Annotated in this window: 26 protein-coding genes; 13 read left to right on the top strand and 13 right to left on the bottom strand. The window is 72.1% G+C overall.

Translation table 11 applies throughout. The features are described from left to right. Positions 1 to 27 precede the first annotated feature (27 nt). Positions 28 to 894 carry an aminotransferase class IV gene (locus ABZ783_RS28605; protein ID WP_357443466.1) on the top strand — a complete coding sequence of 289 codons (867 nt, stop codon included), beginning with the start codon at positions 28 to 30 and terminating at the stop codon, positions 892 to 894. Between the two features lie 76 nt (positions 895 to 970). Here the strand turns inward: ABZ783_RS28605 and ABZ783_RS28600 are convergent, their stop codons facing one another. Continuing rightward, positions 971 to 1,576: an FABP family protein gene (locus ABZ783_RS28600; protein ID WP_357443464.1), complete on the bottom strand. Its 606-nt coding sequence runs from the start codon at positions 1,574 to 1,576 to the stop codon at positions 971 to 973. A 55-nt stretch (positions 1,577 to 1,631) separates the two neighbouring features. Then, on the bottom strand, positions 1,632 to 1,736 hold the full coding sequence (gene mtfM, locus ABZ783_RS28595; RefSeq protein WP_274534545.1) for a small membrane protein MtfM: 105 nt from the start codon (positions 1,734 to 1,736) through the stop codon (positions 1,632 to 1,634). Positions 1,737 to 1,748: 12 nt separating this feature from the next. Here mtfM and ABZ783_RS28590 point away from each other — a divergent pair, with 12 nt between their 5' ends. The 3 genes from ABZ783_RS28590 to ABZ783_RS28580 all read left to right on the top strand — a co-directional run bounded on the left by ABZ783_RS28590 (position 1,749) and on the right by ABZ783_RS28580 (position 4,653). Next, positions 1,749 to 2,123 (top strand): DsrE family protein, encoded by a 375-nt coding sequence (locus ABZ783_RS28590; protein WP_073834485.1) that lies wholly within the window; start codon positions 1,749 to 1,751, stop codon positions 2,121 to 2,123. Between the two features lie 89 nt (positions 2,124 to 2,212). Then, a complete protein-coding gene (locus tag ABZ783_RS28585; RefSeq protein ID WP_357443461.1) occupies positions 2,213 to 2,605 on the top strand; it encodes an SCP2 sterol-binding domain-containing protein in 393 nt (130 codons plus the stop codon). Continuing rightward, on the top strand, positions 2,602 to 4,653 hold the full coding sequence (locus tag ABZ783_RS28580; RefSeq protein ID WP_357443459.1) for a glycogen debranching N-terminal domain-containing protein: 2,052 nt from the start codon (positions 2,602 to 2,604) through the stop codon (positions 4,651 to 4,653). Before ABZ783_RS28585 ends, ABZ783_RS28580 begins: the two co-directional genes overlap by 4 nt. 55 nt (positions 4,654 to 4,708) lie before the next feature. Here ABZ783_RS28580 and ABZ783_RS28575 read toward each other — a convergent pair whose 3' ends face one another. From ABZ783_RS28575 to ABZ783_RS28550, 6 genes are all read right to left on the bottom strand, one after another. Continuing rightward, entirely contained in the window at positions 4,709 to 5,554 is an 846-nt protein-coding gene (locus tag ABZ783_RS28575) for a hypothetical protein (protein WP_357443457.1), read from the bottom strand. A 243-nt stretch (positions 5,555 to 5,797) separates the two neighbouring features. After that, complete coding sequence (locus ABZ783_RS28570; RefSeq protein WP_357443455.1) at positions 5,798 to 6,139, bottom strand: DUF1416 domain-containing protein; 342 nt, start codon at positions 6,137 to 6,139, stop codon at positions 5,798 to 5,800. Positions 6,140 to 6,144: 5 nt separating this feature from the next. Beyond that, a complete protein-coding gene (locus ABZ783_RS28565; RefSeq protein WP_073834489.1) occupies positions 6,145 to 6,993 on the bottom strand; it encodes a sulfurtransferase in 849 nt (282 codons plus the stop codon). 204 nt (positions 6,994 to 7,197) lie between these two features. Then, entirely contained in the window at positions 7,198 to 7,275 is a 78-nt protein-coding gene (locus tag ABZ783_RS28560; protein ID WP_311202345.1) for an Ms5788A family Cys-rich leader peptide, read from the bottom strand. Between the two features lie 149 nt (positions 7,276 to 7,424). Next, complete coding sequence (locus ABZ783_RS28555) at positions 7,425 to 8,210, bottom strand: DUF2993 domain-containing protein (protein ID WP_357443453.1); 786 nt, start codon at positions 8,208 to 8,210, stop codon at positions 7,425 to 7,427. Positions 8,211 to 8,323: 113 nt separating this feature from the next. After that, a complete protein-coding gene (locus ABZ783_RS28550) occupies positions 8,324 to 9,370 on the bottom strand; it encodes a hypothetical protein (protein WP_357443451.1) in 1,047 nt (348 codons plus the stop codon). Positions 9,371 to 9,621: 251 nt separating this feature from the next. Between ABZ783_RS28550 and ABZ783_RS28545 the strand changes: the two genes are divergently transcribed. The 7 genes from ABZ783_RS28545 to pstB all read left to right on the top strand — a co-directional run bounded on the left by ABZ783_RS28545 (position 9,622) and on the right by pstB (position 16,968). Continuing rightward, positions 9,622 to 10,335 carry a response regulator transcription factor gene (locus ABZ783_RS28545; protein ID WP_357443449.1) on the top strand — a complete coding sequence of 238 codons (714 nt, stop codon included), beginning with the start codon at positions 9,622 to 9,624 and terminating at the stop codon, positions 10,333 to 10,335. A gap of 172 nt (positions 10,336 to 10,507) precedes the next feature. Further along, positions 10,508 to 11,353 (top strand): polysaccharide deacetylase family protein, encoded by an 846-nt coding sequence (locus tag ABZ783_RS28540; protein WP_357443447.1) that lies wholly within the window; start codon positions 10,508 to 10,510, stop codon positions 11,351 to 11,353. A 226-nt stretch (positions 11,354 to 11,579) separates the two neighbouring features. Beyond that, complete coding sequence (gene mshD, locus ABZ783_RS28535; RefSeq protein WP_357443445.1) at positions 11,580 to 12,506, top strand: mycothiol synthase; 927 nt, start codon at positions 11,580 to 11,582, stop codon at positions 12,504 to 12,506. Between the two features lie 346 nt (positions 12,507 to 12,852). Continuing rightward, entirely contained in the window at positions 12,853 to 13,956 is a 1,104-nt protein-coding gene (pstS, locus tag ABZ783_RS28530) for a phosphate ABC transporter substrate-binding protein PstS (protein WP_073837890.1), read from the top strand. Positions 13,957 to 14,000: 44 nt separating this feature from the next. Next, positions 14,001 to 15,086 (top strand): phosphate ABC transporter permease subunit PstC, encoded by a 1,086-nt coding sequence (gene pstC, locus ABZ783_RS28525; protein WP_357443443.1) that lies wholly within the window; start codon positions 14,001 to 14,003, stop codon positions 15,084 to 15,086. Next, positions 15,083 to 16,171, top strand: a complete 1,089-nt coding sequence (gene pstA, locus ABZ783_RS28520) for a phosphate ABC transporter permease PstA (RefSeq protein ID WP_357443441.1) — start codon at positions 15,083 to 15,085, stop codon at positions 16,169 to 16,171. Before pstC ends, pstA begins: the two co-directional genes overlap by 4 nt. Positions 16,172 to 16,191: 20 nt before the next feature. Next, the gene (gene pstB, locus ABZ783_RS28515) at positions 16,192 to 16,968 is read left to right on the top strand and encodes a phosphate ABC transporter ATP-binding protein PstB (protein ID WP_357443439.1); all 777 of its coding nucleotides are present in this window, start codon (positions 16,192 to 16,194) and stop codon (positions 16,966 to 16,968) included. Positions 16,969 to 17,033: 65 nt separating this feature from the next. On the opposite strand, the gene ABZ783_RS28510 is transcribed toward pstB, so the two are convergent. Beyond that, a complete protein-coding gene (locus tag ABZ783_RS28510; RefSeq protein ID WP_357443437.1) occupies positions 17,034 to 17,861 on the bottom strand; it encodes an NUDIX hydrolase in 828 nt (275 codons plus the stop codon). Positions 17,862 to 17,931: 70 nt separating this feature from the next. Here ABZ783_RS28510 and ABZ783_RS28505 point away from each other — a divergent pair, with 70 nt between their 5' ends. Then, positions 17,932 to 18,900, top strand: coding sequence for a Gfo/Idh/MocA family oxidoreductase (locus ABZ783_RS28505; protein ID WP_357443435.1), 969 nt, complete (start codon positions 17,932 to 17,934; stop codon positions 18,898 to 18,900). Positions 18,901 to 18,942: 42 nt separating this feature from the next. Here the strand turns inward: ABZ783_RS28505 and ABZ783_RS28500 are convergent, their stop codons facing one another. The 3 genes from ABZ783_RS28500 to ABZ783_RS28490 form a co-directional block, all read right to left on the bottom strand. After that, a complete protein-coding gene (locus ABZ783_RS28500) occupies positions 18,943 to 19,947 on the bottom strand; it encodes an inorganic phosphate transporter (RefSeq protein WP_357443433.1) in 1,005 nt (334 codons plus the stop codon). A 4-nt stretch (positions 19,948 to 19,951) separates the two neighbouring features. Then, complete coding sequence (locus ABZ783_RS28495) at positions 19,952 to 20,578, bottom strand: DUF47 family protein (RefSeq protein ID WP_073837884.1); 627 nt, start codon at positions 20,576 to 20,578, stop codon at positions 19,952 to 19,954. A 143-nt stretch (positions 20,579 to 20,721) separates the two neighbouring features. After that, positions 20,722 to 21,696 carry a PPK2 family polyphosphate kinase gene (locus ABZ783_RS28490; RefSeq protein WP_357443431.1) on the bottom strand — a complete coding sequence of 325 codons (975 nt, stop codon included), beginning with the start codon at positions 21,694 to 21,696 and terminating at the stop codon, positions 20,722 to 20,724. 317 nt (positions 21,697 to 22,013) lie between these two features. On the opposite strand from ABZ783_RS28490, the gene sigJ reads away from it, so the two are divergent. Further along, entirely contained in the window at positions 22,014 to 22,973 is a 960-nt protein-coding gene (gene sigJ, locus ABZ783_RS28485) for an RNA polymerase sigma factor SigJ (RefSeq protein WP_357443529.1), read from the top strand. 6 nt (positions 22,974 to 22,979) lie between these two features. On the opposite strand, the gene ABZ783_RS28480 is transcribed toward sigJ, so the two are convergent. Continuing rightward, the gene (locus tag ABZ783_RS28480; RefSeq protein WP_357443429.1) at positions 22,980 to 23,486 is read right to left on the bottom strand and encodes a DUF402 domain-containing protein; all 507 of its coding nucleotides are present in this window, start codon (positions 23,484 to 23,486) and stop codon (positions 22,980 to 22,982) included. Between the last annotated feature and the right edge of the window lie 22 nt (positions 23,487 to 23,508).

The following is a 23,508-nucleotide window of genomic DNA, read 5'->3' as shown; positions in this document are numbered from 1 at the left end:
GGTGGTACCCGGCTACCCTCGGCGCTCGTGGGGGCATCGCGGGTGGCCGTGCTGGGTCGGGGCGTCATACCGGCCGGGGAGGCGGTGCTGCGCGGCGACGACCGGGGCGTGCTGCACGGGGACGGCCTCTTCGAGACCATGCACCTGCGCGGCGGGGAGCCCTGGCTGCGCGACGCCCACCTGGCCCGGCTGCGGGCCGGCGCGGCGGCGATCGCCCTGGCGCTCCCGCCCGCCGACGTGCTGGTCGCGTTGCTCGACGAGATCCGGGCCGGCTGGCCGGCCGAGGTGGAGGGGGCGCTGCGGCTGGTCTGCACCCGAGGACCGGAGGGCGATGGCCCGCCGACCGTGTACGCCACGCTGGGCGAGGTGCCGGCCGAGGCCCGGCGAGCCCGGCGGGACGGGGTGACGGTAGCCACCCTGCCGCTCGGGGTGGCCGCCCGGTCCCGCCCCGAGCTGGGCTGGCTGCCGGTCGGTGTGAAGTCCACCTCGTACGCCGTGAGCACCGCGGCGCGCCGTTGGGCGGCCCGGGCCGGCGTGGACGACGTGCTCTGGGTCTCCACCGACGGATACGTGCTGGAGGGGCCGAGCGCGAACGTGGTCTGGCTGGCCGGTACGACGCTGTGCACGGTGCCGGCGGCGGCCACCGGGGTGCTGCCCGGCGTGACCGCCCGCTGGCTCCTCGACCACGCCCCCGAGCTGGGCCTGACCGCCGAGGAACGCCTGGTCACCCCGGCCGAGCTGGCGACCGCCGACGGCGTCTGGCTAACCTCGTCCCTCCGCGGCCTCACGGCGGTCAGGTCCCTCGACAGAACCCCCCTCCCCCACGCCGCCATAACCCCCACCCTGCTCACCCTCCTAGGCTTCCCCCGTCCCCCCGCCGATCCACAGCGTTGATCATGAGGTTGGCGGCAGGATCGGAGACCGCCGCCAACCTCATGATCGACGGGAGAAACAGGACGGAGCGGTGGGGTCAGCCGGCTACGCGGAGGAGGCGGGCGGAGAGGTGGGGGCTCAGGGGCTGGCCCATGGCGGCCATTTCCTGGGCGTACAGCAGGGCACCTTCGACGATGCCGAAGAGGCGGGCGCCGGCGGTGACCTCCTTGGCGGTGGCCGTCCGGACCACCGCGTCGGTGACGAACTCGATCTGGGTGCCCTTGCGCTTGCCGATGTGCAGCTCCATCACGCCGGTGGGCGTGGTCATCAGGGCTTCCAGCTCGTCGGTGACCCGGTCGCCGTCCATCACCGGGCGCCACCAGCCGACCTCACGGCCGGCCGGGCGGACCGGGCGGCTCTGCTCGTCCAGGATCCAGGCGCGGGACTCGTAGAACAGGAACGGCCGGCCGTCGTGGCTGATCCGGATCTCCTGCGCGAAGTCGAAGTCCTCGATGGTCGGGAACCCGCCCCGGCCGCGCCCCCGCCACACCCCGATGTACGGCAGCAGGCCGTCCAGGCTCCGGTGCAGCTTCGGGCCGACGCGCAGGTCGTGGCTCTCCTCGTACGGGTACGAGTCGACCGGCGGCGCGTTCAGCCACGGCGGCGGCGCAAGCGGGTTATCGTCCGACGTGTTCGCGCTCACGGGGCCACCTTCGTTCGCGACTGCGGGGCTCGCAAACCCGGCTCACTCCTCGCGCTCACCATTTTCCTCTCGAAATCTTCACGGCCAGATAGACCAGGCCCCCGGCGAGCGCGCCCAGTCCGGCGACCAGCAGGCTGACGAACCCGATCTCGGTAACCATCCGGGCCATCCTATGCTGGGCGCCATGGCCCGTACTCTCGTCGTCAAGGCCACCGCCGGGGCGGACGCCCCCGAGCGCTGCGCCCAGGCCTTCACCGTTGCCGCCACGGCGGCGGCCGCCGGGGTCGACGTGTCGCTCTGGCTCACCGGGGAGTCGACCTGGTTCGCGCTGCCCGGGCGGGCGCAGGAGTTCGAGCTGCCGCACTCCGCCCCGCTGGCCGAGCTGCTGCACGTGATCCTGGCCACCGGCAAGGTCACCGCCTGCACGCAGTGCGCCGCCCGGCGGGACATCGGCCAGGGCGACGTCATCCCCGGCGTACGCATCGCTGGCGCAGCCGTCTTCGTCGAGGAGACGATGGCCGAGGGCGCGCAGGCGCTGGTCTACTGACGGCCTCCCGGCCGACCCGGGAGAATGTCCGTCTTGGGTGGAGAGCCGATACTGGCCCGACATGTCCGGCTGCTGCCTACGATTCGGATGTGGGCCAGGCGACCGAGCAGTTCTTCGCGGCGCTGCCGAGGCGTGCCCCGGCGGTGCTGCGCGGCCCCACCGCCGGCACTCTCCAGATCGACCTGACCACCGGCAACCGCACCGAGCACTGGTACGTGGAGCTGGCGCCCGGATCGGCCCAGGTGAGCCGGGAGCAGCGGCCGGCCGAGGCCACCTTCACGGTCGGCGCCGACCTGTTCGAGGAACTGGCCGACGGACGCGAGTCGGCCCTCGCGGCGGTGTTCCGCAACGAGGCCACGCTCAGCGGCAACGTACTGCTGTTCCTCCTCTTCCGCCGGTTCTTCCCCGACCCGCCCGGCACCCGGGACCCCCGCGAGGTGGCCCGCGAGGTCGTCCGCGAACAGGCCGGACGGTCGGAATGACGCGGGTCAGCATCCTGGACGGCAACACCTTCCTGGTCAGCGACGAGCGCGGCGACATCGAGCCGTCCTTCGACTTCCCCACCGGGCTGTTCTCCTTCGACACCCGGTTCGTCTCGACCTGGATACTCAGCCTCGACGGCCAGCGGCTGCATCCGCTCTCCATCGACGACTCCCAGTCGTACGGGACCCGGTTCTTCCTGGTCCCCGGCGAGCCGACGCACTACCTCGACGCCAAGGTCTCGGTGCTCCGCAGCCGGTCGATCGGCGGCAGCTTCGGGGAGGAGCTGACCGTGCTCAACCACGCCGGTCAGGAGCAGGAGTTCAACCTCCGGCTCGACATCGGCGCCGACTTCGCGGACGTTTTCGAGATCAAGCACCAGCGGCAGAAGAAGGGCCGCACCACCCCGGGCACCGGGACGAACGAGCTCCGGCTCGTCTACCGGCGGGAGAATCTCCACCGGGAGACCGTGATCAGCACGAGCGCGCCGGGCGACATCGACGAGGGCGGCATGACCTTCCGGATCCGCGTCGGTCCGCACGGCGAATGGACCACCCGGCTGCAGGTCACCACGATCATCTACGGCGCCCGGGGTGAGGACATCCGGACCACCCTGCCGCTGGGCGGGCACCGCACCGCCGCGGCGATCCAAGCCGAGCAGAACGAGCTGATCGAGCGGGCCCCGAAACTCGGCTGCGACTGCCAGCCGCTGGCCGGGGCGTACCGGCGCAGCCTCAACGACCTGGCCGCCCTCCGGTACGAGTCGATCGCGCTGGGGGTACGGCTGCTCGCCGCCGGCCTGCCCTGGTTCATGACCCTGTTCGGCCGGGACAGCATCTTCACCTCGCTGCAGGTGCTGCCCTTCCTGCCCGAGCTGGTCCCACCGACCATCCTCATGCTGGCCGGCCTGCAGGGCAGCCGGGTGGACGACTTCCGGGACGAGGAGCCCGGCAAGATCCTGCACGAGCTGCGGTACGGGGAGACCGCCGGCTTCCTCGAGCAGCCGCACTCCCCGTACTACGGCTCGGCCGACTCCACCGCGCTCTTCGTGATCCTGCTCGACGAGTACGAGCGGTGGACCGGGGACACCACGCTGATCCGGCAACTGGAGCACGAGACCCGGGCGGCGCTGAGCTGGATCGACACGTACGGCGACCTGCTCGGCACCGGATACGTCTGGTACATGACCCGCAACCCGGAGACCGGCCTGCAGAATCAGTGCTGGAAGGACTCCTGGAACTCCGTCTCCTACGCCGACGGCCGACTGCCCGCGTTTCCCCGGGCCACCTGCGAACTCCAGGGGTACGCGTACGACGCCAAGCTGCGCGGCGCCCGGCTGGCCCGGACGTTCTGGAACGACCCCGCGTACGCCGACCAACTGGAACGCGAGGCGGCGGCGCTCAAGGAGCGGTTCAACCGGGACTTCTGGATCCCCGAGAAGGAGTACTACGCGCTGGCCCTGGATCCGGAGGGACGGCACGTCGACGCCCTCTCCTCCAACATCGGCCACCTGCTGTGGAGCGGCATCGTGGACGAGTCACGGGCGGCCGCCGTGGCCCGGCACCTGCTCGGACCGCGCCTCTTCTCCGGGTGGGGGGTGCGTACCCTCGCGGACGACCAGGGCCGGTACAACCCGATCGGGTACCACGTCGGCACGGTCTGGCCGTTCGACAACTCGTTCATCGCGTGGGGCCTGATGAGGTACGGCTTCCGGGAGGAGGCCGGCCGGATCTGCGACGCGATGCTCAGCGCGTCCCGCTACTTCGAGGGGCGGCTCCCCGAGGCGTTCGCCGGCTACGAGCGGGACCTCACCGACTACCCGGTGCAGTACCCCACCGCGTGCAGCCCGCAGGCCTGGTCGTCCGGCACTCCGCTGCTGCTGCTCCGGGTGATGCTCGGCCTGGAGCCGCAGGGTGAGCACCTGATCATCGACCCCGCCCTCCCCGAGGGGATGGGCCGGGTGGAGGTGCTCGACATCCCCGGCCGGTGGGGCCGGGTGGACGCCCTGGGCCGCAGCCGCAGCCCGCACGACGAGAGCCGCGGCCACTGACGGCCACGCGGCCAGGGCGGCCCGCTCCGGTCGGGGCGGCCCGCGACAGGACGGGTCAGCCGGCGCAGCCGGTCGAGGCGGCCAGCCGGAGCTGGTCACCGGTGGTGTCGGCCAGCACGACGACTCGCCCGGTCCGGTACGCGTACCCCTCGGGACGGTCGACCACGGCGGCGCCGAGCGGGCGCAGCGGCGCCAGCGACGCCGGCGTAGCCCCGGCCACCACGCTGATCGTCTGGGCGGCCTTGCCCGCGGGGCAGGGCACCAGGACCACCTCGGGGACCGGCGGCGCGGCCCGCCCCAGCGCCCGCAGCGCCGCCGCCAGCTCCGGCCCGATGGCCTGTCCAGGCAGCAGTTCGGCGTACTCGGTGTCGGCTGGCCGGCAGCCGGTCGCGGCGGACAGTCGGACCCGCCCGTCGGCCACCACCCGCCCGTCGACCGCCACGAACTCCCCCGCGTCGGCGCGCAACCGGGGGCGGCCCGATTCGACGTGGACCCCGGCCCGCCAGTCGGCTGGCAGCCGCTGCGCCACCCGCTCCAGCAGGGCCCGCTCGCCGCCGGCGGCGACCAGCACGTCCAGACCCCGGGTCAGTGCCGTCCCGTCGGCCAACGGGGTGACCCGGCAACCCCGGCGCACCTGGGCCGGGGTCAACTCCCAGGCCTCGCCGTCCACGGCGGCCACCAGGCGCCCCACCGCGCCAGCCACCACCGGAATCGCCTGGCCCAGGCTGCGCTGCTCCTTCACGGTCGGCGGGTCATGGCGCACCGACCACCAGGTCAGCCCCGCGAGCAGCACCGCCCACGCCACCGCCGCGGCCACCAGCCAACGCAGCCGACGCCGGCCGGGGGCCGGCTGGTCGGGACGAGTCGGCGGGGCGTAGCCCGCCTGGACAGCACCACTCACCGGGCCATCGTGTCATGCGGCGGCGACCGCACCGCCACCCGCGTGCGCTCTCCCACGTGCCCAGCACGGCCGGGCTGGCGGGGCCAGGTCGCCGATCCCACGGCCGCCGACCCCACCACAGCGCCGACCCGCGGTCGACCCGACCCGACCCGGGCCAGGCCGGGCGGGAGCGCCCCGGAACGACCCGTGGCCCGCCGCCCTTGGGGGGTAGGGCGACGGGCCACGGGCCGGTCAGAGCGTGGGTCAGGCGGCGACCGTGACGGTCACCTCGTTGATCCCGCGGGCGGCGGCGACGGCGGTGTCGCCGTTGCCGTGTCGGGAGAGCGCCCGCAGGGTCCAGGTGCCCGGCGCGGCGAAGAACCGGAACTGGCCGGCCGGGGAAGTCACCACCTCGGCCGTGAACTCGCCGGTCGAGTCGAGCAGCCGGACGTACGCGCCCGGCACGACCTCGCCGGACTCGGCCTTCACCAGACCGGTGATGACGGTCTCCTTCTCCAGGTCCAGGCTGGCCGGCAGCGGCGCGGCCTGGTCCGGAGCGGCGCAACCGGCGGCAGTGGGAGCCGTTGCTGCAGTGGGAACAGTCATCTCGATCACGCCTCCCCAGGCTCGTCGCCGAGCGCGACCGGCACGCCGACCAGCGAGCCGTACTCGGTCCACGAACCGTCGTAGTTCTTCACGCTCCGGTGGCCGAGCAGCTCCTGCAGGACGAACCAGGTGTGCGAGGAGCGCTCGCCGATCCGGCAGTACGCGATGGTCTCCCGGCTGTCGTCCAGCCCGGCGTCCGCGTAGATCCTGCGCAGCTCGTCGTCGGACTTGAAGGTGCCGTCCTCGTTGGCCGCCTTGGACCACGGGACGCTGATCGCGGTCGGCACGTGGCCGGCCCGCTGGGCCTGCTCCTGCGGCAGGTGGGCGGGGGCGAGCAGCCGACCGGCGTACTCGTCCGGGCTGCGCACGTCGACCAGGTTCTTGGTGCCGATCGCGTCGACCACCTCGTCCCGGAAGGCACGGATCGAGGTGTCCGGCTCGCTCGCGACGTACTGCGTCTTGGGGCGCTCCACCCGGTCGGTGACCAGCGGGCGGGCGTCCAACTCCCACTTCTTGCGGCCGCCGTCGAGCAGCTTGACGTCGCGGTGGCCGTAGAGCTTGAAGTACCAGTACGCGTACGCGGCGAACCAGTTGTTGTTGCCGCCGTAGAGGATGACGGCGTCGTCGTTGGCGATGCCCCGCTCGGAGAGCAGCGCCTCGAACTGAGCCTTGTTGACGAAGTCCCGGCGCACCGGGTCCTGGAGGTCGGTCCTCCAGTCGAGCTTGATCGCCCCGGCGATGTGGCCGGTGTCGTAGGCCGACGTGTCCTCGTCGACCTCGACGAAGACGACGCCCGGGGCGTCGATGTTCTTCTCGGCCCACTCGGCCGAGACGAGTGCGGTGTCGCGACTCATCAGATCACTCCCTGGTGAGGACGGATGGTGAGCCTGCGCGCGGAGATCGAAGTCGGTAGTTGTCGCACCACGCGCGGGACCCAGAGCTAGGAACGGATCACGGGTACGTGCGACGGCGCCGCTGCCGGGCGATCAAGGGAACACCGGAGGGTACGCGGACCCTGCGTGCCGGTGGCCGCTAGGCGGCCGAGGACAGCCCCGCCGTCAGATGACGGGGCGACACAGGCAGGTGGCCACGCGGCACAGGTCGACCGCGCGCCGTTTGGTGAGGAGCGTCCCCATGAGGAGGGAGACTACCAGCCGCTCCGGCCTGCGCCACCGGTCCGACCAGCATCCGGGACGCGGCACGGGCCCGGAGAACGCCGACGGCCCGACCGGTGGTCGGGCCGTGAGCAGGGATTCGTCGGTTGGCTGAGGCGTTGCCCAGCCGGTCAGCCGGCGGAGTTGATCGGCACGTGCTGCGCGTTGGCGGTGACCACCAGGCCCTCCGGCCTCGGTTCCACCTTGCCGACGCTGAGCTGGAACGGCAGCGCCGGCAGGGGCACCTTGACCGAGATGCTCCTGGCGTAGTTAGCCAGCAACGTCTTCGCCAGCGGCAGGTTCGGCAGGCCCTCGGCGGTCAGTTCGTTGAACCGCAGCGCCACCTTGCCGTCGGCGACCGTCAGGTCGGCGGTGCCGTGGACGGTGAGCTTCACACCGAGGATGTCCGCCGGAGCGGTGACCGTGAGCTTGCCGTCCCGCTCGCCGAGGGTGAGCCCCGGCCGGTCGAGCATCTTCGCCAGGCTGTCGTACGCGACGGTGGCGCGACCGTCGACGCTCTCGGCGATCACGTCGCCCCGCCCCGAGCGGAGGGTGTCCAGCGACGCCGTCACGTTGCGGGCATCCACGTCGAGCCGCGGCACGCTGACCGCGTCGCCCTGCACGGAGCCCTGCACGTCGGTCAGCACGATCGAGATGTGCTGGTACCTGCCGGCGGCCACCTGGGTGAGGAACGGGAAACCGCCCACGTCGACCTTCGGCGGCGCGGACCGCACATCCTGCTTGGCGACCTCCTGTCGCACCTGGTCGGCGATGGCGCGCTCGGCCACCCCGGCGGCCACCCGGTCGGCGACCACCAGCAGCCCGGCCAGGACCAGCAGCAGGACGACGAAACCGATTAGCACCTTGCGGCCCCGTCGCCGGGGCCGGTCCTCGTACGCCGGGTACGCCACTGCCACGCCGCCTCCTGTCCTCGCCGGTTCGCCGCCTGGCGGCGCGGGACCCTCGCGGCCGCGCGCCGTCTCGCGGCGCAACGGTACTTACCCGAGGCGTGGAATCCCCAATCGCACGCTCAGAGGAAGAGCACGCACATGGCGTACGCGGCCGGCGCGGCGAGCGCGAAGCCGCCCAGCGGCCCCTGCATGTGGCGGGCGATCCACATGGTGGGCGGCTCGCCGGCCATCAGCCGGCCCGCCTCGGCGTATCCGACGGCGAGGTCGGCCAGCACGGCGGTGGCCGCCGTGACCAGCCCAACCAGGGCGGCGCTGGTCGGGGTGAAGCCGACCAGGTAGCTGCCGAACACCGCGCTGGTCAGGGTGCCGAGCATGGCGCCCACGACCACGCCGGCGGCACCCCGGGGCACCTGTGGGGCGAGCCGGGGCCAGGGCGCCACCGCGTCGGTCAGCCGGGCCACCAGGAGCGCGACGCCGGTGGCGGTGAGGCAGACCGTCATCGCCTGGGTGCCCTTCGGGATCCGACTGAGCACGATCAGGCTGGCGAACGCGACCACGCCCACCACGATCAGCAGGGTGCTGCCGAGCGAGTCGGTCACCCGGACCCGGTCCACCCGGCGGACGAGCTGGCCGAGCACGCCGAGCACGAAGCCGCCGGCGGCGGCGTACCCGAGCGGGGCCAGGCCGGCGATCTCCGTCTGCACCGCCGCGGCGTCGGCGACCGCGGCCACCCCGGCGCTGACCAGCGCGACCACCAGCAGCGCGGGCGGGCGCATGGCCATTGTCCAGGCGAGCACGAAGAGCAGTTGGACGCCGAAGATGATGAATGCGAAGGGCATTCGGTGCCCCGGGCCGGCGGTCTGCGCGCCGAGCACCAGGCCGACGCCGAGCAGCGCGGCGAAGCCCGCGACGGTCAGCGCCAGCGGCCGGCGTACCGGGACCGGGGGCACCTCCTCCGCGACCTCGTCGGCGGACTCGGGGTCCGGGCGCCGCCCCGGGCCGCCCTTGCGGAGCCGGCGCGGGCCCGTCCGCTCGCCCCGCTCCCCGCCGTCGGCCGGACCGGTGCGCGGACCCGGCGGGTAGCCACGGGAGGGGCCGGCCGGCCCCGGACGCGTGTCGGCGGCCCACGGGTCACGGCCCGTGTCCGGCGAGGTCGAGGGAAACACGCCCCGATCGTGCCAGACCCGGCGGCTCCGGCGGAGGTCACGGTTTCGGCAACGTTAAAACCTGAGGCGCGATCGAGGGCAGATCGGGCAAACGGGAAATCTTACGGAGGTGTGGACCGGTCGATCCGTTACGCTCAAGCCGTTAGTCGCCCGTCAGCGACGCCGGGACCCACGCAAGTTCGCAGCGCCACCCGCTACCGGGAGTGTCGCTGGTCGCGCGCGGCCGAGGCCGCCGGGACGGAGGTGATCGTGTGGAGATCCTGCTGCTGGTGACCGCGCGTGCAGGGGAACCATCGGCGGTGCTGCCGGCACTCGACCTGCTGCCGCACTCGGTCCGGACGGCGCCCCGCGACGTCCGCACGCTGGTGTCCGGTCCGACCCCGGACGCCGTCCTGGTGGACGCCCGTTCCGAGTTGAGCGAGGCCCGCGCGACCTGCCGGATGCTGCACGCCACCGGGCTGGGGGTGCCGCTGGTCGCCGTGGTCACTGAGGCCGGGCTGATCGCGCTCAACGCCGACTGGGGCGTGGACGACGTCATCCTGGCCGGGGCGGGCCCGGCCGAGGTGGAGGCCCGGCTGCGGCTCGCGGTCGGCCGGCTCAGCAACGCGACGGCCGGCGCCGGCGGCTCGATCCGGGCCGGCGAGCTCACCATCGACCCGGACACCTACGCGGCCAAGCTCAAGGGTCGCCCGCTCGACCTCACCTACAAGGAGTTCGAGCTGCTGAAGTTCCTCGCCCAGCACCCGGGCCGGGTGTTCACCCGCGACCAACTGCTCCGTGAAGTCTGGGGGTACGACTACTTCGGCGGCACCCGGACGGTCGACGTGCACGTCCGACGGCTGCGCGCCAAGCTGGGCTCGGAGTACGAGTCGATGATCGGCACCGTACGCCAGGTGGGCTACAAGTTCGTCGTGCCGCCGTCGCGCTCGCTGCCGGAGTCGGAGCCCGCTCCGCTGCCCGTCTGATCGGAAACGTCTCCACTTTCCCCCTTCCGTGAGACTTCCTCCCTTCTGACCCTTTTGTGCCCTTGGCCGGATTTATTCTGAGCCAAATTCGGGCAAAGGGGGGCACAGTGCGTACGGGGATCAGGGACAAGACGACAGGCCGACACAGCGAGCCCGACGGGCGGTGCCGCTGATGTCGCCCAAAGCAATCCGCCGGGTCACGACCGTGGCCGTGGTGCTGGCCGCGCTGCTCGGCTCGGCGTTCGCGATCGGCCACAGTCTGATGGCCCAACTGGAACCCCCACCCACCGGGGCGACCGCCAACGTCAACGCCACGCACTACGCCGATCAGCCACCCGTCACCACCCGACCCTCCCCCTCGCCGTCCGCCAGCCCGAGCCCGTCCCGGCGGGACCGCCAGCCGGGTGCCGGCGACGGGCCGTACGGCGCCATGACCACCACCGGGTCGTCGCGGGTCGCGCTGACCTTCGACGACGGACCCGACCCGCAGTACACCCCGCAGGTGCTCGCCCTGCTCAGGGAGTACCGGGTGAAGGCCACCTTCTGCGTGGTGGGGGAGAACGTGGACAGCCACCCGGACCTGGTCCAGGCGATCGTGTCGGAGGGGCACACCCTCTGCAACCACTCCTGGAACCACGACGTGAGTCTGGGCGACCGGTCGCCGGAGACGATCCGGGACGACCTGCTGCGGACCGACGCGGCGATCCGGGCGGCCGCGCCGAAAGCGAGGGTCGACTACTACCGGCAGCCCGGGGGCGCCTGGACGTCCGGGGTGGTGTCGGTCGCCGAGGACCTGGGCATGGTCCCGCTGCACTGGGCAGTGGACCCGGTGGACTGGCAGATGCCCGGCGCGGCGCAGATCACCGAGACGGTGCTGACTCAGACCGAGCCCGGCTCGATCGTGCTGATGCACGACGCCGGCGGCAACCGGTCAGGCACCGTCGAGGCCCTGCAGTACCTGCTGCCCGAGTTGCTGCGCCGGTTCCAACTGGAGGCGCTGCCCACCGGGACCACGTGAGGATCACCATGGGCCGGTGCCCGCGTCGGGGATGATCGGCGGCCCGAGGCCCGCTACCGTGACGGGATGAGCGAGCGTCAGCGAGCGAATCGTCAGCTCAGCGCAAAAGTGCCTCATGCCGACGCCGAGCGCAGCGAGGCGTCGGCATGAGCGAGCGTCAGCGAGCGAATCGTCAGCTCAGCGCAAAAGTGCCTCATGCCGACGCCGAGCGCAGCGAGGCGTCGGCATGAGCAGCACCGAGCCGACCGCTGATCGTGTCGTCCGCGCCGACCGGCTGGCGCCGGTCGAGGTGGCCGAGGTGCTGGCACTGGCCCGCGTCGCCGGGGACGCCGACGGCGCCGACCCGCTCGACGAGCACGTGCTGCTCCGGCTGCGGGAGCCAGCGGCGCCCGCCGTGCACCTCACCGCCCGGGCCACCGACAACACCCTGACCGGGTACGCCCACCTCGACACGACCGACCCGGCCAACGGCATCGGGGTGGAGATGGTGGTGCATCCGACGTACCGGCGGCGCGGCACCGGGCGGGCGCTGGCCCGGGGGGTGCTGGCCGCGGCCTCCGCGCCGCTGCGCGCCTGGGCCCACGGCGACCACCCGTCGGCCGCGGCGCTCGCGGTCGACCTGGGCTTCACCCGCGCCCGGGTGCTCTGGCAGCTGCGCCGCCCGCTGGCCGCCGCGCTGCCCGAGCCGGTGCTGCCGGACGGGGTCGAGCTGCGCGCATTCCGCCCCGGCGAGGACGACGAGGCGTGGCTGGCGCTCAACAACGCCGCCTTCGCCGAGCACCCCGAGCAGGGTCGGTGGACCGCGGCGGACCTGCGCGTACGCCTCGCCGAGCCGTGGTTCGACCCGGCCGGTTTCCTGCTCGCCGTGGAGTCGTCCACCGGCCGGCTGCTCGGCTTCCACTGGACCAAGGTGCACGAGCGGCCCGGCTCGGCCCCGATCGGCGAGGTCTACGTGCTCGGGGTGTCCCCAGCCGCGCACCGGGGCGGGCTCGGCCGGGCGCTCACCACCGCCGGCCTGGCCTACCTCCGCGACCGGCGCGGGCTGGACCGGGTCATGCTCTATGTAGACGAATCGAACACCAGCGCGGTCGCCCTCTACGAGCGGCTCGGCTTCGCCCGCTGGTCCGCGCACGTCAACTACCAGCTCGGCTGACCGCGTCGCGGCCCACGCCGGCGGCCGGCACATGCCCCTCGCCGGCCGGCCTCCAGGACTGGACGAGGACGAGACGTATCACGGGACCGTCACGGGGAGGTTCCGGGGCGATCACGCCCCGCCCGACGTATGGCGATAAAGGGGACACCTCCCCGCCAGTTCATGTAATGGACAACACACACTCAGCTGGCCGTCGTTCCACGGAGCGAGCCTGTTCATCTTCCGTTCACTTCTGACCGGCGAACCGTCTACCTGGCACTTCTAGCTTCATCTTCAGCCGGTCAGCGCCGGCACCCGGCCTCCCGGACCGGGCGACCTGACAAAGACGTGAAGGGAAACCCCTCAGGTGAAGCTCCAGCGCCACGGCGCCATCGCCTGCCTCGCACTTACCGCGGTGCTCGGCCTCAGCGCCTGCGGCTCGGACAACAACGCGCCGAGTGGCACCTCCGCCTCCGGCTCCGCCGCTGCCGCCGACTGCGCCACGGGCACGCTGAACGCGCAGGGTTCCTCCGCGCAGAAGAACGCGATGGCCGAGTGGATCAAGGCGTACCAGCAGAAGTGCGCGGGCACCACGATCAACTACGAGCCCAGCGGTTCGGGCGCCGGCATCCAGGCCTTCATCGCCGGCACCGCCGACTTCGCCGGGTCCGACTCCGCCCTCAAGCCGGAGGAGCAGCCGCAGGCGGACGCCAAGTGCGTCGGCGGCCAGGCCCTCAACCTGCCGATGGTGATCGGCCCGGTGGCCATCGTCTACAACGTAGGCGGCGTGGACAACCTCCAGCTCAAGCCGGCCACCCTGGCGCAGATCTTCGCCGGCAAGGTGACCAAGTGGGACGACCCGGCGATCAAGGCCGACAACCCGGACGCCAAGCTGCCGTCGACCGCGATCCAGGCGGTACACCGCTCCGACGAGTCGGGCACCACCGACAACTTCACCAAGTACCTCTCCAAGACCGCTGAGGCGGACTGGACCTTCGGCAACGCCAAGGCCTGGAAGGCCCCGGGCGGCGTCGGCGCGGCCAAGTCCGACGGTGTGGCCAGCAAGGTCAAGAGCACCGAGGGCACCATCAGCTACGTCGAGTGGTCGTACGCCGAGAACTCCGGCCTGAAGAAGGCCAAGGTCCAGAACGGTGCCGGCGAGTGGGCCGAGCTCACCGCCGACTCGGCCGGCAAGGCCATCGCCGGGGCCAAGATCGAGGGCCAGGGCAACGACCTCAAGATGTCGATCGACTACAACACCAAGGAGGCCGGGGCGTACCCGATCGTCCTGGTGACCTACGAGATCGTCTGCAGCAAGGGCCTTGCGGCCGACAAGCTGCCGCTGGTCAAGGGCCTGCTGACCCACGCGGCCAGCGCCGAGGGCCAGCAGGACCTGGTCGAGCTGGGCTACGCCCCGCTGCCGGACTCGGTCCGGGCCAAGGTCGAGACCGCGGTCAAGAGCCTCGCCTGACGCGCTGACCGACACCACCTTCTCGATACGAAGCGAGCGAGCAGATGGGTGATACCCCTCACCGCTCGGCGCACGCCGGCACCGGCGGGACCCGCGTGGCCACGAGCCACGAGGGACCTGCCGGTGCCTCGGCGCGTGTGGCCGAGACCTCCGGCATCCCCGGTAACAGCGAACCCGGCCTGGGCGGCGGCGGGGCGCTGCCCCGGGCGCGGGCCTTCGGCGCGGAACGGGCGTTCCGTGGCCTGACCCTGGCCGCCGGCACCGCCGTCCTGGTCGTCATCGCGGCGATCGCGATCTTCCTGATCACCAAGGCCGTACCGGCGCTGCGGGCGAACACCGAGTCCTTCTGGACCTTCGAGGGCTGGTTCCCGAACGACAACCCGCCGAAGTTCGGCATCGGCGCGCTCGCCTTCGGCACCGTGCTCACCGCGCTGCTCGCGCTGCTCATGGCGGTGCCGGTCGCGCTGGGCATCGCCCTCTACCTCTCGCACTACGCCCCCCGCCGGCTCGGCAACAGCCTCGGTTTCCTGATCGACCTGCTGGCCGCCGTGCCCAGCGTGGTCTTCGGGCTCTGGGGCCGGGACTACTTCGCCCAGCCGGTCGCCGACCTGTCGGCCTGGCTCAACCGCTACTTCGGCTGGATCCCGATCTTCGGCGACGGCCCGTACGGCAGCTCGGTCCTGCTCGGCTCGGTGGTGCTGGCGATCATGGTGCTGCCGATCATCACCTCGCTCTCCCGCGAGGTCTTCCGGCAGACCCCGACGGCCAACGAGGAGGCCGCCCTCGCCCTGGGCGCCACCCGCTGGGAGATGGTCCGGACCGCCGTCCTCCCGTACGGTCGGCCGGGCGTGATCGCCGCGGTGATGCTCGGCCTGGGCCGCGCGCTCGGCGAGACCATCGCCCTGGCGCTGACCCTCGGCTCGACGTACGCCATCTCGTTCAACATCCTGCAGAGCGGCGGCAACTCCATCGCCGCGAACATCGCGAACCGGTTCGCCGAGGCGAACGACACCGGTCGGGGCGCGCTGATCGCCTCCGGCCTGGTGCTCTTCGCGATCACGCTGATCGTCAACATCACCGCCCGCGCGATCATCTACCGCCGCCGCGAGTTCACGGAGTCGGCCGCATGACCACCACCGTCACCTCCCACCGCCCGCAGCCCCCGGCCCAGCCGGTCACGCTGCGGGCAAAGCGGCTTCCGCGGTACGCCGCGCCCGCCATCGCCGTCGTGGCCCTGCTGGTCGCCGCCGGGATCGTGTACGGCGCCGGCATCGGCGGCCCGGTCCTGGTGGTGGTCGTCGGCGCGCTGCTCTACCTGGCCGGCCTCTACCTCGCCACGAACGCGGTCGAGGGCCGCCGGTCCGCCCGCAACCGGACCTGGAGCGCGCTGATCCACTCCGCCTTCGTGCTGGCGGTGCTGCCGCTGGCCTCGGTGGTCTGGACCCTGGTCAGCAAGGGCGCCGAGCGGCTGGACGGCAACTTCTTCCTCACCTCGATGAACAACATCGGGGCCCGGGACGCGAACGGCGGCGCCTACCACGCCATCGTCGGGACGCTGGAGCAGGTCGGCATCGCCACCTTGATCACCGTCCCGCTCGGCGTGCTCTGCGCGATCTACGTGGTCGAGTACGGCCGGGGCCGGTTCGCCTTCACCATCCGCTTCTTCGTGGACGTGATGACCGGCATCCCGTCGATCGTCACCGGCCTGTTCGTGCTGGCCTTCTGGGTGCTGATCGTCTCGCCGTTCTTCAACGACGGGCGGCCGGGCTTCTCCGGCTTCGCCGCCGCGCTGGCGCTGAGCGTGCTCATGCTGCCGACCGTGGTCCGCTCCAGCGAGGAGATGCTCCGCCTCGTCCCGGCTCCGCTGCGCGAGGGCGCGTACGCGCTCGGCGTGCCGAAGTGGAAGACCATCCTGCGGGTTGTTTTGCCGACGGCACTGCCGGGCATCGTCACCGGTGTGATGCTCGCCATCGCGCGGGCCGCCGGTGAGACCGCCCCGGTGCTGCTCGTCGCCGGTGGCGGCGCGGCGATCAACTTCAACCCGTTCGAGAACAACCAGTCGTCGCTGGCTCTCTTCGTCTACCAGCAGGCCGGCGAGGCCTCGAAGTACTCGCCGGCGCGGGCGTGGACCGCAGCGCTGACCCTGGTCGCCCTCGTCCTCATCCTGACCGTCGCGGCGAAGTTGCTGGCCCGCCGCAACCGGCTCGGCCGATGAATCCCGGAGGTACCACCACCATGGCCAAGCGCATCGAAGCCACCAACGTCACCGCCTACTACGGCGCCTTCAAGGCGATCGAGAACATCAACCTGACTGTCGAACCGAAGACGGTGACGGCCCTGATCGGCCCCTCTGGCTGCGGCAAGTCCACCTTCCTCCGGTCGATCAACCGGATGCACGAGGTGCTGCCGGGTGCCCGGGTCGAGGGCAGCCTGACCATCGACAACCAGGACATCTACGACCCGGACGTCGACGTCACCGCAGTCCGCCGGATGATCGGCATGGTCTTCCAGCGGCCCAACCCGTTCCCCACCATGAGCATCTTCGAGAACGTGGTGGCCGGGCTGCGGCTCAACGGGGTGAAGCGGAAGTCGATCCTGGAGGAGGCGGCCGAGAAGGCGCTCCGGTCGGCGAACCTCTGGGACGAGGTGAAGGACCGGCTCGGCAAGCCGGGCGCCGGCCTCTCCGGCGGTCAGCAGCAGCGGCTCTGCATCGCCCGCACGATCGCGGTCGAGCCGCAGGTGGTGCTGATGGACGAGCCCTGCTCGGCGCTCGACCCGATCTCCACGCTGGCCATCGAGGACCTGATGTTCCAGCTCAAGGACAAGTTCACCATCATCATCGTCACGCACAACATGCAGCAGGCCGCCCGGGTGTCGGACCGGACCGCCTTCTTCTCCATCGAGAAGACCGGCGACCCGGGCCGGCTGATCGAGTACGACAACACCCAGAAGATCTTCAGCAACCCGAGCGTGAAGAAGACCGAGGACTACATCACCGGCCGCTTCGGCTGAGCCGCTGATCCCGGCCCGCGAGGGGAGTCGGTCGACCTCGACCGGCGCCCCTCGGCGTACCCGGGTCAGTCGAGGAGGAAGCGGGGCTCGCCGGCCTCGGGGAGGTCGAGGCGGGGGGTCACCGGCGTGGCTGCGTCGCGGGTCGCGGCGGCCCGGGCCACGCCGGCCAGGTCTCCGGCGGCGGCGACCTCGGCCAGGGTGACCAGGGTGGGCGGGAGCATGGTCAGCTCGCCGGCCTCCGCCCGGGCCACGGCCTCCGCCGGGCGGATCCACAGGGTGTGGTCGGCCTCACCGGAGACGTCCCGGGTCCGCTGCCCCGCCGGCAGCAGGGCCACGAAGAAGTACGTGTCGAAGCGGCGCGGCTCGAACTCCGGCGTGATCCAGCGGCTCCACGGCAGCAGCAGGTCGGACCGGAGGGTGAGCCGGCGGCCGGCCAGCAGGTCGGCGAAGCCGGTCCGGCGGGACACCAGGTCCTGCCGGGCGGCCTCCCAGTCGTCCCCGCTCACGTCGCCCACCACAGTCGCCGCGTCCGGACCGGCCAGCAGCACGCCGGCCTCCTCGAAGACCTCCCGGGCGGCGGCGCAGACGACCGCCTGGGCGGCGTCCGCGGCAAGGCCGAGCCGGCCACCCCACGCGGCTGGCTCAGGGCCGGCCCAGTCCAGGTGCGCCTGCGAGTCGGAGCGGTCCACCCCGCCACCGGGGAACGCGTACACCCCGCCGAAGGCCATCGCGGCGACCCGGCGGATGACGTACACCTCGAAGTCGGGGCCGGCCGGGCGGAGCAGCAGCACGGTGGCCGCGACCCGGGGCACGGCCGGCACGCCGCCCTCGGCGCGGAACCGGCGGGCGTGCTCTACCAGGGCGGGAGGTGCGGCGAAACCGTGGCTGGTCATCCTGCGAGCCTAGTTCCCGACCAATGGATCGATTCTCCGGCGGCGCGGGAGAGCGGGATAGCGTGCCGCCATGACGCGTTGGGGAATCCTGGCCACCGGACAGATCGCCGGCCGCTTCGCCGAGGACCTGCGGCTGGTGCCGGGGGCGGAGCTGGTGGCGGTCGGCTCGCGTACCCGGGAGAGCGCCGAACTCTTCGCGGCCCGGCACGGCGTGCCCCGGGCGTACGCCTCCTGGGCGGAGCTGGCCGCGGACCCGGACCTGGACGCCATCTACGTGGCCACCCCGCACGCCGCCCACCACGAGGCGGCCATGACCTGCCTGGCCGGCGACAAGGCCGTGCTGGTGGAGAAGCCGTGCACCCTCGACCTGGCGACCAGCACCGAGTTGGTCGAGACGGCCCGCGCCCGCGGCCGCTTCCTCATGGAGGCCATGTGGATGCGATGTAATCCGATGATCCTGCGGGTCCTCGAGCTGATCGCGGAGGGGGCGATCGGCGAGGTGACCCACGTACGGGCGGACTTCGGCCTGGCCGGGCCGTTCCCGCCGGAGCACCGGATGCGGGCCCGGACGCTGGGCGGTGGCGCCCTGCTCGACCTGGGGGTCTATCCGGTGAGCCTGGCCCACCTGCTGCTCGGCGTGCCGCAGCACGTGCACGCCTGGGCGAAGCTGAGCCCCGAGGGGGTGGACGAGAACACCGGCCTGGTGCTCGGCTGGGACAGCGGCGCCGTGGCGACGCTGAGCTGCGGAATGATCGGCGCCACCGCGATCACCGCGTCGATCACCGGCACCACCGGCCGGATCGACCTGCCCGAGCCGTTCTACCGGCCGGGCGCGGCGGTGCTGCACCGGCCCGGCGCCGAGCCGGAGACCGTCCCGGCGGACCTGACCGGCGGCGGCTACCAGCACGAGGCCGTCGAGGTGCAGCGCTGCCTGGCCGCCGGGCTGATCGAGAGCCCGCTGGTGCCGCACGCCGCCACTCTGGAGGTGATGGCCCTGCTGGACGACATCCGGGCCCGGATCGGCGTCGCATACGCGTGAGGGCCCCCGGCCCGGTGGCCGGGAGCCCTCCCCACGTCAGCCTCAGAACAGCGGGCGGACCAGCAGATACGCCAGGCAGGCGATGGCCGCCGACGCCGGGAACGTGATGATCCAGGCGATCACGATGTTGCCGGCCACGTTCCAGCGGACCGCGGAGAGCCGCTTGGTCGCGCCCACACCCATGATCGCCGAGGTGATCGTGTGGGTGGTGGAGATCGGGGCCTTCAGCACCAGGGCGTTGAAGTAGAGCACGGCGCTGGCCACCGTCTCGGCGGCGAAGCCCTCCGGCGGGCCCAGGTCGATGATCTTGCGGCCGAGGGTACGGATGATCCGCCAGCCACCCGCGTAGGTGCCGGCCGCCAGCATGGCTGCCGAGGTCCAGAACACCCACTGCGGGATGTGGGTCTTGTCGGACTGGTAGCCGCCCGTGTAGAGGGCCAGCACGATGATGCCCATGGTCTTGGCGGCGTCCTGCATGCCGTGCCCGACCGACATGGCGGCGGCCGAGGCGGTCTGCGCCCAGCGGAAGCCCCGGTTCAGCTTGGCCGGCTGGCCCTTCCGGAAGAGCCAGAGGATCGCCAGCATCACCAGGAAGCCGAGGATCAGGCCGACCACCGGCGAGAGCACCATCGGGATGATGACCTTGTCGATGATGTTGCCCCACTGCACGACGCCGTCGGCGGCGAACAGGGTGGCGCCGACCAGGCCGCCGAAGAGGGCGTGCGAGGAGGACGACGGCAGGCCGAAGTACCAGGTGATCAGGTTCCAGGCGATCGCGCCGAGCACGCCGGCGAAGACCACCCCGAGGCTGGTCACCCCGGTGGGCAGGGTGACCAGGCCGTCGCCGACCGTCTTGGCCACCCCGGCGCCGAAGTGCGCGCCGACGAAGTTGCCGACGGCGGCCAGGGCGAGGGCGACCCGGGGGGTCAGCGCCCGGGTGGAGACGCTGGTGGCGATCGCGTTGGCCGCGTCGTGGAAGCCGTTCGTGTAGTCGAACGCCATGGCGACCACGATCACCGCCAGCACGGCGATGAGTTCGGGAGTCACGGGATCAGGACTCCTTGACCGCGATGGTCTCGACGGTGTTGGCCACGTGCTCGAAGGCGTCGCAGGCGGCCTCCAGCTCGTCGGCCACCTCCTTCATCTTCAGCACCGTCAGCGCGTCGTACTCGCCGGAGAAGAGGCGGACGAGCAGCATCCGGTACGCCTGGTCACCGTCGTTCTCCAGGCGGTTGCACTCGATCCAGTAGTCCTCGAGGTTCTTCATCGACCGCAGCTGCGGCATGGCGTCGGCGGTCAGCTTGGCCTGCTGGTCCAGCACGTTCACCAGCTCGTGCAGCTCGCGCGGAAGGGCGGGGAGCTTGGTCAGGCCGTACAGGTAGAGCAGGTTGCCGACCGCCTCCAGGTGGTCCATCACGTCGTCGAGCAGCGAGCCCAGACGGTAGATGTCCTCCCGGTCGAACGGGGTGATGAAGGTGGAGTTGATCTTCTTGAACAGCTCGTGGGTGATCTGGTCGCTGTCGTGCTCGACCTCGGTCAGCCGCTCGCTGACCGACTGCACGTCAACTCCGGGCAGCGCCAACTCGTTCAGGAGCTCGGTACCCCGCACCAGGTTCTGCGCGGCCCTGGTGAAGAGCTCGTAGAAGGCGCCCTCGGTGGGACGGAAGGAAAACTTCACAGCACGGACCTCGTCGTGTCGGTGGAAGGGTGGCCGTCGCCCCGAAAGGGCGTCCGCTCTGCGCATGCTAGGTACCCGGAGTAACGGGGCATCCTTCGGCCCACCCCTGGTCAGGGGTGATTTACCGCTCGTTCACCTTCCGTTCACCTTGACCTTCTCGGGCCCTCACCCCGCAACCGGTCGCGCTCCCGCTGGACGTCGAAGTCGGCGGGCGGATACCCCAGATCCAACGCGTCGAACGTCTCCCGGAGCAGGTGGGCCACCGCCCAGTCGCGGTACCACTTCCGGTCCGCCGGCACCACGAACCAGGGCGCGGCGTCCGTGCCGCACCGCTGCAGCGCCTCGGCGTACGCGGCCTGGTAGTCGTCCCAGCGGGCCCGGGTGTCAAGATCGCTCGGGTTGTACTTCCAGTACTTCGTCGGGTCGGTGAGCCGCTCCATCAGCCGCTCGCCCTGCTCGGCATACGAGATGTGCAGCATCACCTTCACCAGGGTGACCGAGTCGTCGGTCAACTCCCGCTCGAAGGCGTTGATCGCGTCGTAGCGCCCCCGCCAGGTTGCCTCGTCGACCAGCGACTCGACCCGGGCGATCAGCACGTCCTCGTAGTGGGAACGGTTGAAGATCCCGACGTAGCCGGGCGGCGGCAGGGCCCGCCGGATCCGCCACAGGAAGTCGTGCCGCGACTCCTCCTCGGTGGGCGGGCCGAACGAGCGGATGTGCAGGCCGAGCGGGTTCATCGCGCCGGCCACCCGCTTGATCGTGCCGTCCTTGCCGCCGCAGTCCATGGCTTGGAGCACCAGCAGCACCCGGCGCGGGCGGCCCCCAGCCAGGTGGGCGCCGGCCTGGGCCGGGGCGCTGGTCGGCGCCTCCGGACCGGCGGCGCCCTTCGCCTCGGCGTACAGCATCTCCTGCTGGCGGCCGAGCGCCACACCGAGCAACTCGACCTGCCTACGGGCCCACTCCTTGGGCCCGCGCCCGCTCCCCGCCACCGGGGGCAGCCCCGGCGTCGACCGGGGATCGATGCCCGCGAGGTCCACGGCCGGGCCACCCGGCGCCACCCGCAGCAGCTCCCGCATCGGGCCGCCCACGGGCCGCACCACCTCATCGACTCCGCTCATCCCCCGATCTTCACCCACCTCACCCATCCCCGCCTCCCGAGCGCCCCGCGCCCCGCGCCAAGATCTACACAGTTTCAGGGAAAGAGGTGCTTCCGGCGCGCCGGAGGCAGCATCTTCCGTGACCTAGTGCGGATCTTGCTGGGTGGCTGACCGGCCTGGCACCCAACGCTGCGGAGGGCACGTGAAGTGCGCGGATCTTGGCCGTGGGCAGGGCGGGGCGCGGCGGGACAGCGAACGTGTCACGTTTCGGGGCGGTGGGTCGTCCAGAGGTATGGGGAGAATGTGGTCTCCGACGGGAGGGAGCGGCCGTGACGGACCTGGCGGCGGAGTTCGCGGCGGAGTTCGAGGCGGAGCGCGGCCATCTCATGGCGGTCGCCCACCGGATGCTGGGCAGCCGGAGCGAGGCCGAGGACGCCGTCCAGGAGACCTGGCTGCGGTACGCGGGCGCGTTCGCCGATCCGGCCGCCCGCGCCCAGATCCGCGAGCTGCGCGGCTGGCTGACCACCACCTGCTCGCGGATCTGCCTGGACGTGCTCCGTTCCGCCCGGGTACGCCGGGAGGCGTACCCCGGTCAGTGGCTGCCGGAGCCGGTGGTGACCGACGTGCCCGCGGCGGACGGTTTCGCTCCCGACCCGGCCGAGCGGGCGGTCCGCGCCGACCAGCTCGGCACCGCCCTGCTGGTGGTGCTGGAGCGGCTGAGCCCGGAGCAGCGGGTGGCGTTCGTGCTGCACGACGTCTTCGCCGTGCCGTTCGCCACGGTCGCGGACGTGCTCGGCACCACGACCGTCGCGGCTCGGCAGCTCGCCTCCCGGGCCCGCCGGGCGGTGACCGCGCCGGATGTCCCCCGGCACACCGCCGACCTCGCCGAGCAGCAGCGGGTGCTCGCCGCGTTCATCGCCGCAGCGGAGTCCGGCGAGCTGGAGCGGCTGGTCCAGGTGCTCGCCCCGGACGTGGTGTTGATCGGCGACAGCGGCGGGCACTTCCCGGCGGCCCGCCGGCCGGTGGTCGGCGCCGAGGCGGTGGCTCGGTTCGTCCTCGGGCTCTTCGGCCAGGCGAGCCGCTACGGCGACCGCGTCCTCGCCCGACCCGTGTTGGTCGACGGCGCGCTCGGCTGGCAGGCGGAGACGGTGTTCCGGGACGGGCGGCCGATCCGCGTGGTCACCTCGTTCGCGGTGCACGACGGCCGGATCACGGGTGTGTTCAACCAGCTCAATCCGGAGAAGGTGGCCCAGCTGCCGGCGGTGGGGGCGCAGACCGGCTGGCCGCCGCACTCGTGAGCCGGCTCAGACCACCAGGGCCAGCCACTTCCGGTACGACGTGGCGAACGGCTCGGTGCCGTCCCCGAGCGCGCCGAACAGCCAGCGGGCGGCCGCCTCGGCCTCGACGACCAGGTCGTCCGGATAGCCGAACCGCTCCCGGTGCTCGGCGAACTCGTCCTCGTCGCGCAGCTCGACCACGCCGGTCTCGCGGCGGCGCACCACATCCAGGTCGAGATCGATCAGGTTGACCGTCTCGTCGCCCTCCCAGCGGGCCGGGGTGGCGATGTCGCAGTAGACCTCGCTGGTCCGCGGCGGCGGGTTGAACATCCCGGTCCACCAGGCGTGCCGGGGCACCAGCAGGACGAACGGGATCTGCTCGACCGAGGGCCGGCCGTGGTAGACCGATCCGGTGCCGGCCGGTACGCCGAGCCAGACGCCGAGGTCGTCCTCGGCGAGCCGGCGGGCGGGGTAGTCGCGGTGGGCGCTGCCGTCGTACTTGCGGTAGATCACGCGGACCACGTCGCTCGGCATGACTGGCACCCTAACCGATTCC

The sequence above is a fragment of the Micromonospora sp. NPDC047738 genome (assembly GCF_040642675.1).
Lineage (GTDB): Bacteria > Actinomycetota > Actinomycetes > Mycobacteriales > Micromonosporaceae > Micromonospora.
This window is presented reverse-complemented; position numbering and strand designations above follow the sequence as displayed.

Coding starts and splice junctions, on each gene's coding strand:
- mtfM (WP_274534545.1), bottom strand. CDS start 1,736: ATGGTTACCGAGATCGGGTTCGTCAGCCTGCTGGTCGCCGGACTGGGC.
- ABZ783_RS28590 (WP_073834485.1), top strand. CDS start 1,749: ATGCTGGGCGCCATGGCCCGTACTCTCGTCGTCAAGGCCACCGCCGGG.
- ABZ783_RS28580 (WP_357443459.1), top strand. CDS start 2,602: ATGACGCGGGTCAGCATCCTGGACGGCAACACCTTCCTGGTCAGCGAC.
- ABZ783_RS28570 (WP_357443455.1), bottom strand. CDS start 6,139: ATGACTGTTCCCACTGCAGCAACGGCTCCCACTGCCGCCGGTTGCGCC.
- ABZ783_RS28565 (WP_073834489.1), bottom strand. CDS start 6,993: ATGAGTCGCGACACCGCACTCGTCTCGGCCGAGTGGGCCGAGAAGAAC.
- ABZ783_RS28560 (WP_311202345.1), bottom strand. CDS start 7,275: ATGGGGACGCTCCTCACCAAACGGCGCGCGGTCGACCTGTGCCGCGTG.
- ABZ783_RS28540 (WP_357443447.1), top strand. CDS start 10,508: ATGTCGCCCAAAGCAATCCGCCGGGTCACGACCGTGGCCGTGGTGCTG.
- mshD (WP_357443445.1), top strand. CDS start 11,580: ATGAGCAGCACCGAGCCGACCGCTGATCGTGTCGTCCGCGCCGACCGG.
- pstC (WP_357443443.1), top strand. CDS start 14,001: ATGGGTGATACCCCTCACCGCTCGGCGCACGCCGGCACCGGCGGGACC.
- pstA (WP_357443441.1), top strand. CDS start 15,083: ATGACCACCACCGTCACCTCCCACCGCCCGCAGCCCCCGGCCCAGCCG.
- pstB (WP_357443439.1), top strand. CDS start 16,192: ATGGCCAAGCGCATCGAAGCCACCAACGTCACCGCCTACTACGGCGCC.
- ABZ783_RS28510 (WP_357443437.1), bottom strand. CDS start 17,861: ATGACCAGCCACGGTTTCGCCGCACCTCCCGCCCTGGTAGAGCACGCC.
- ABZ783_RS28505 (WP_357443435.1), top strand. CDS start 17,932: ATGACGCGTTGGGGAATCCTGGCCACCGGACAGATCGCCGGCCGCTTC.
- ABZ783_RS28490 (WP_357443431.1), bottom strand. CDS start 21,696: ATGAGCGGAGTCGATGAGGTGGTGCGGCCCGTGGGCGGCCCGATGCGG.
- ABZ783_RS28480 (WP_357443429.1), bottom strand. CDS start 23,486: ATGCCGAGCGACGTGGTCCGCGTGATCTACCGCAAGTACGACGGCAGC.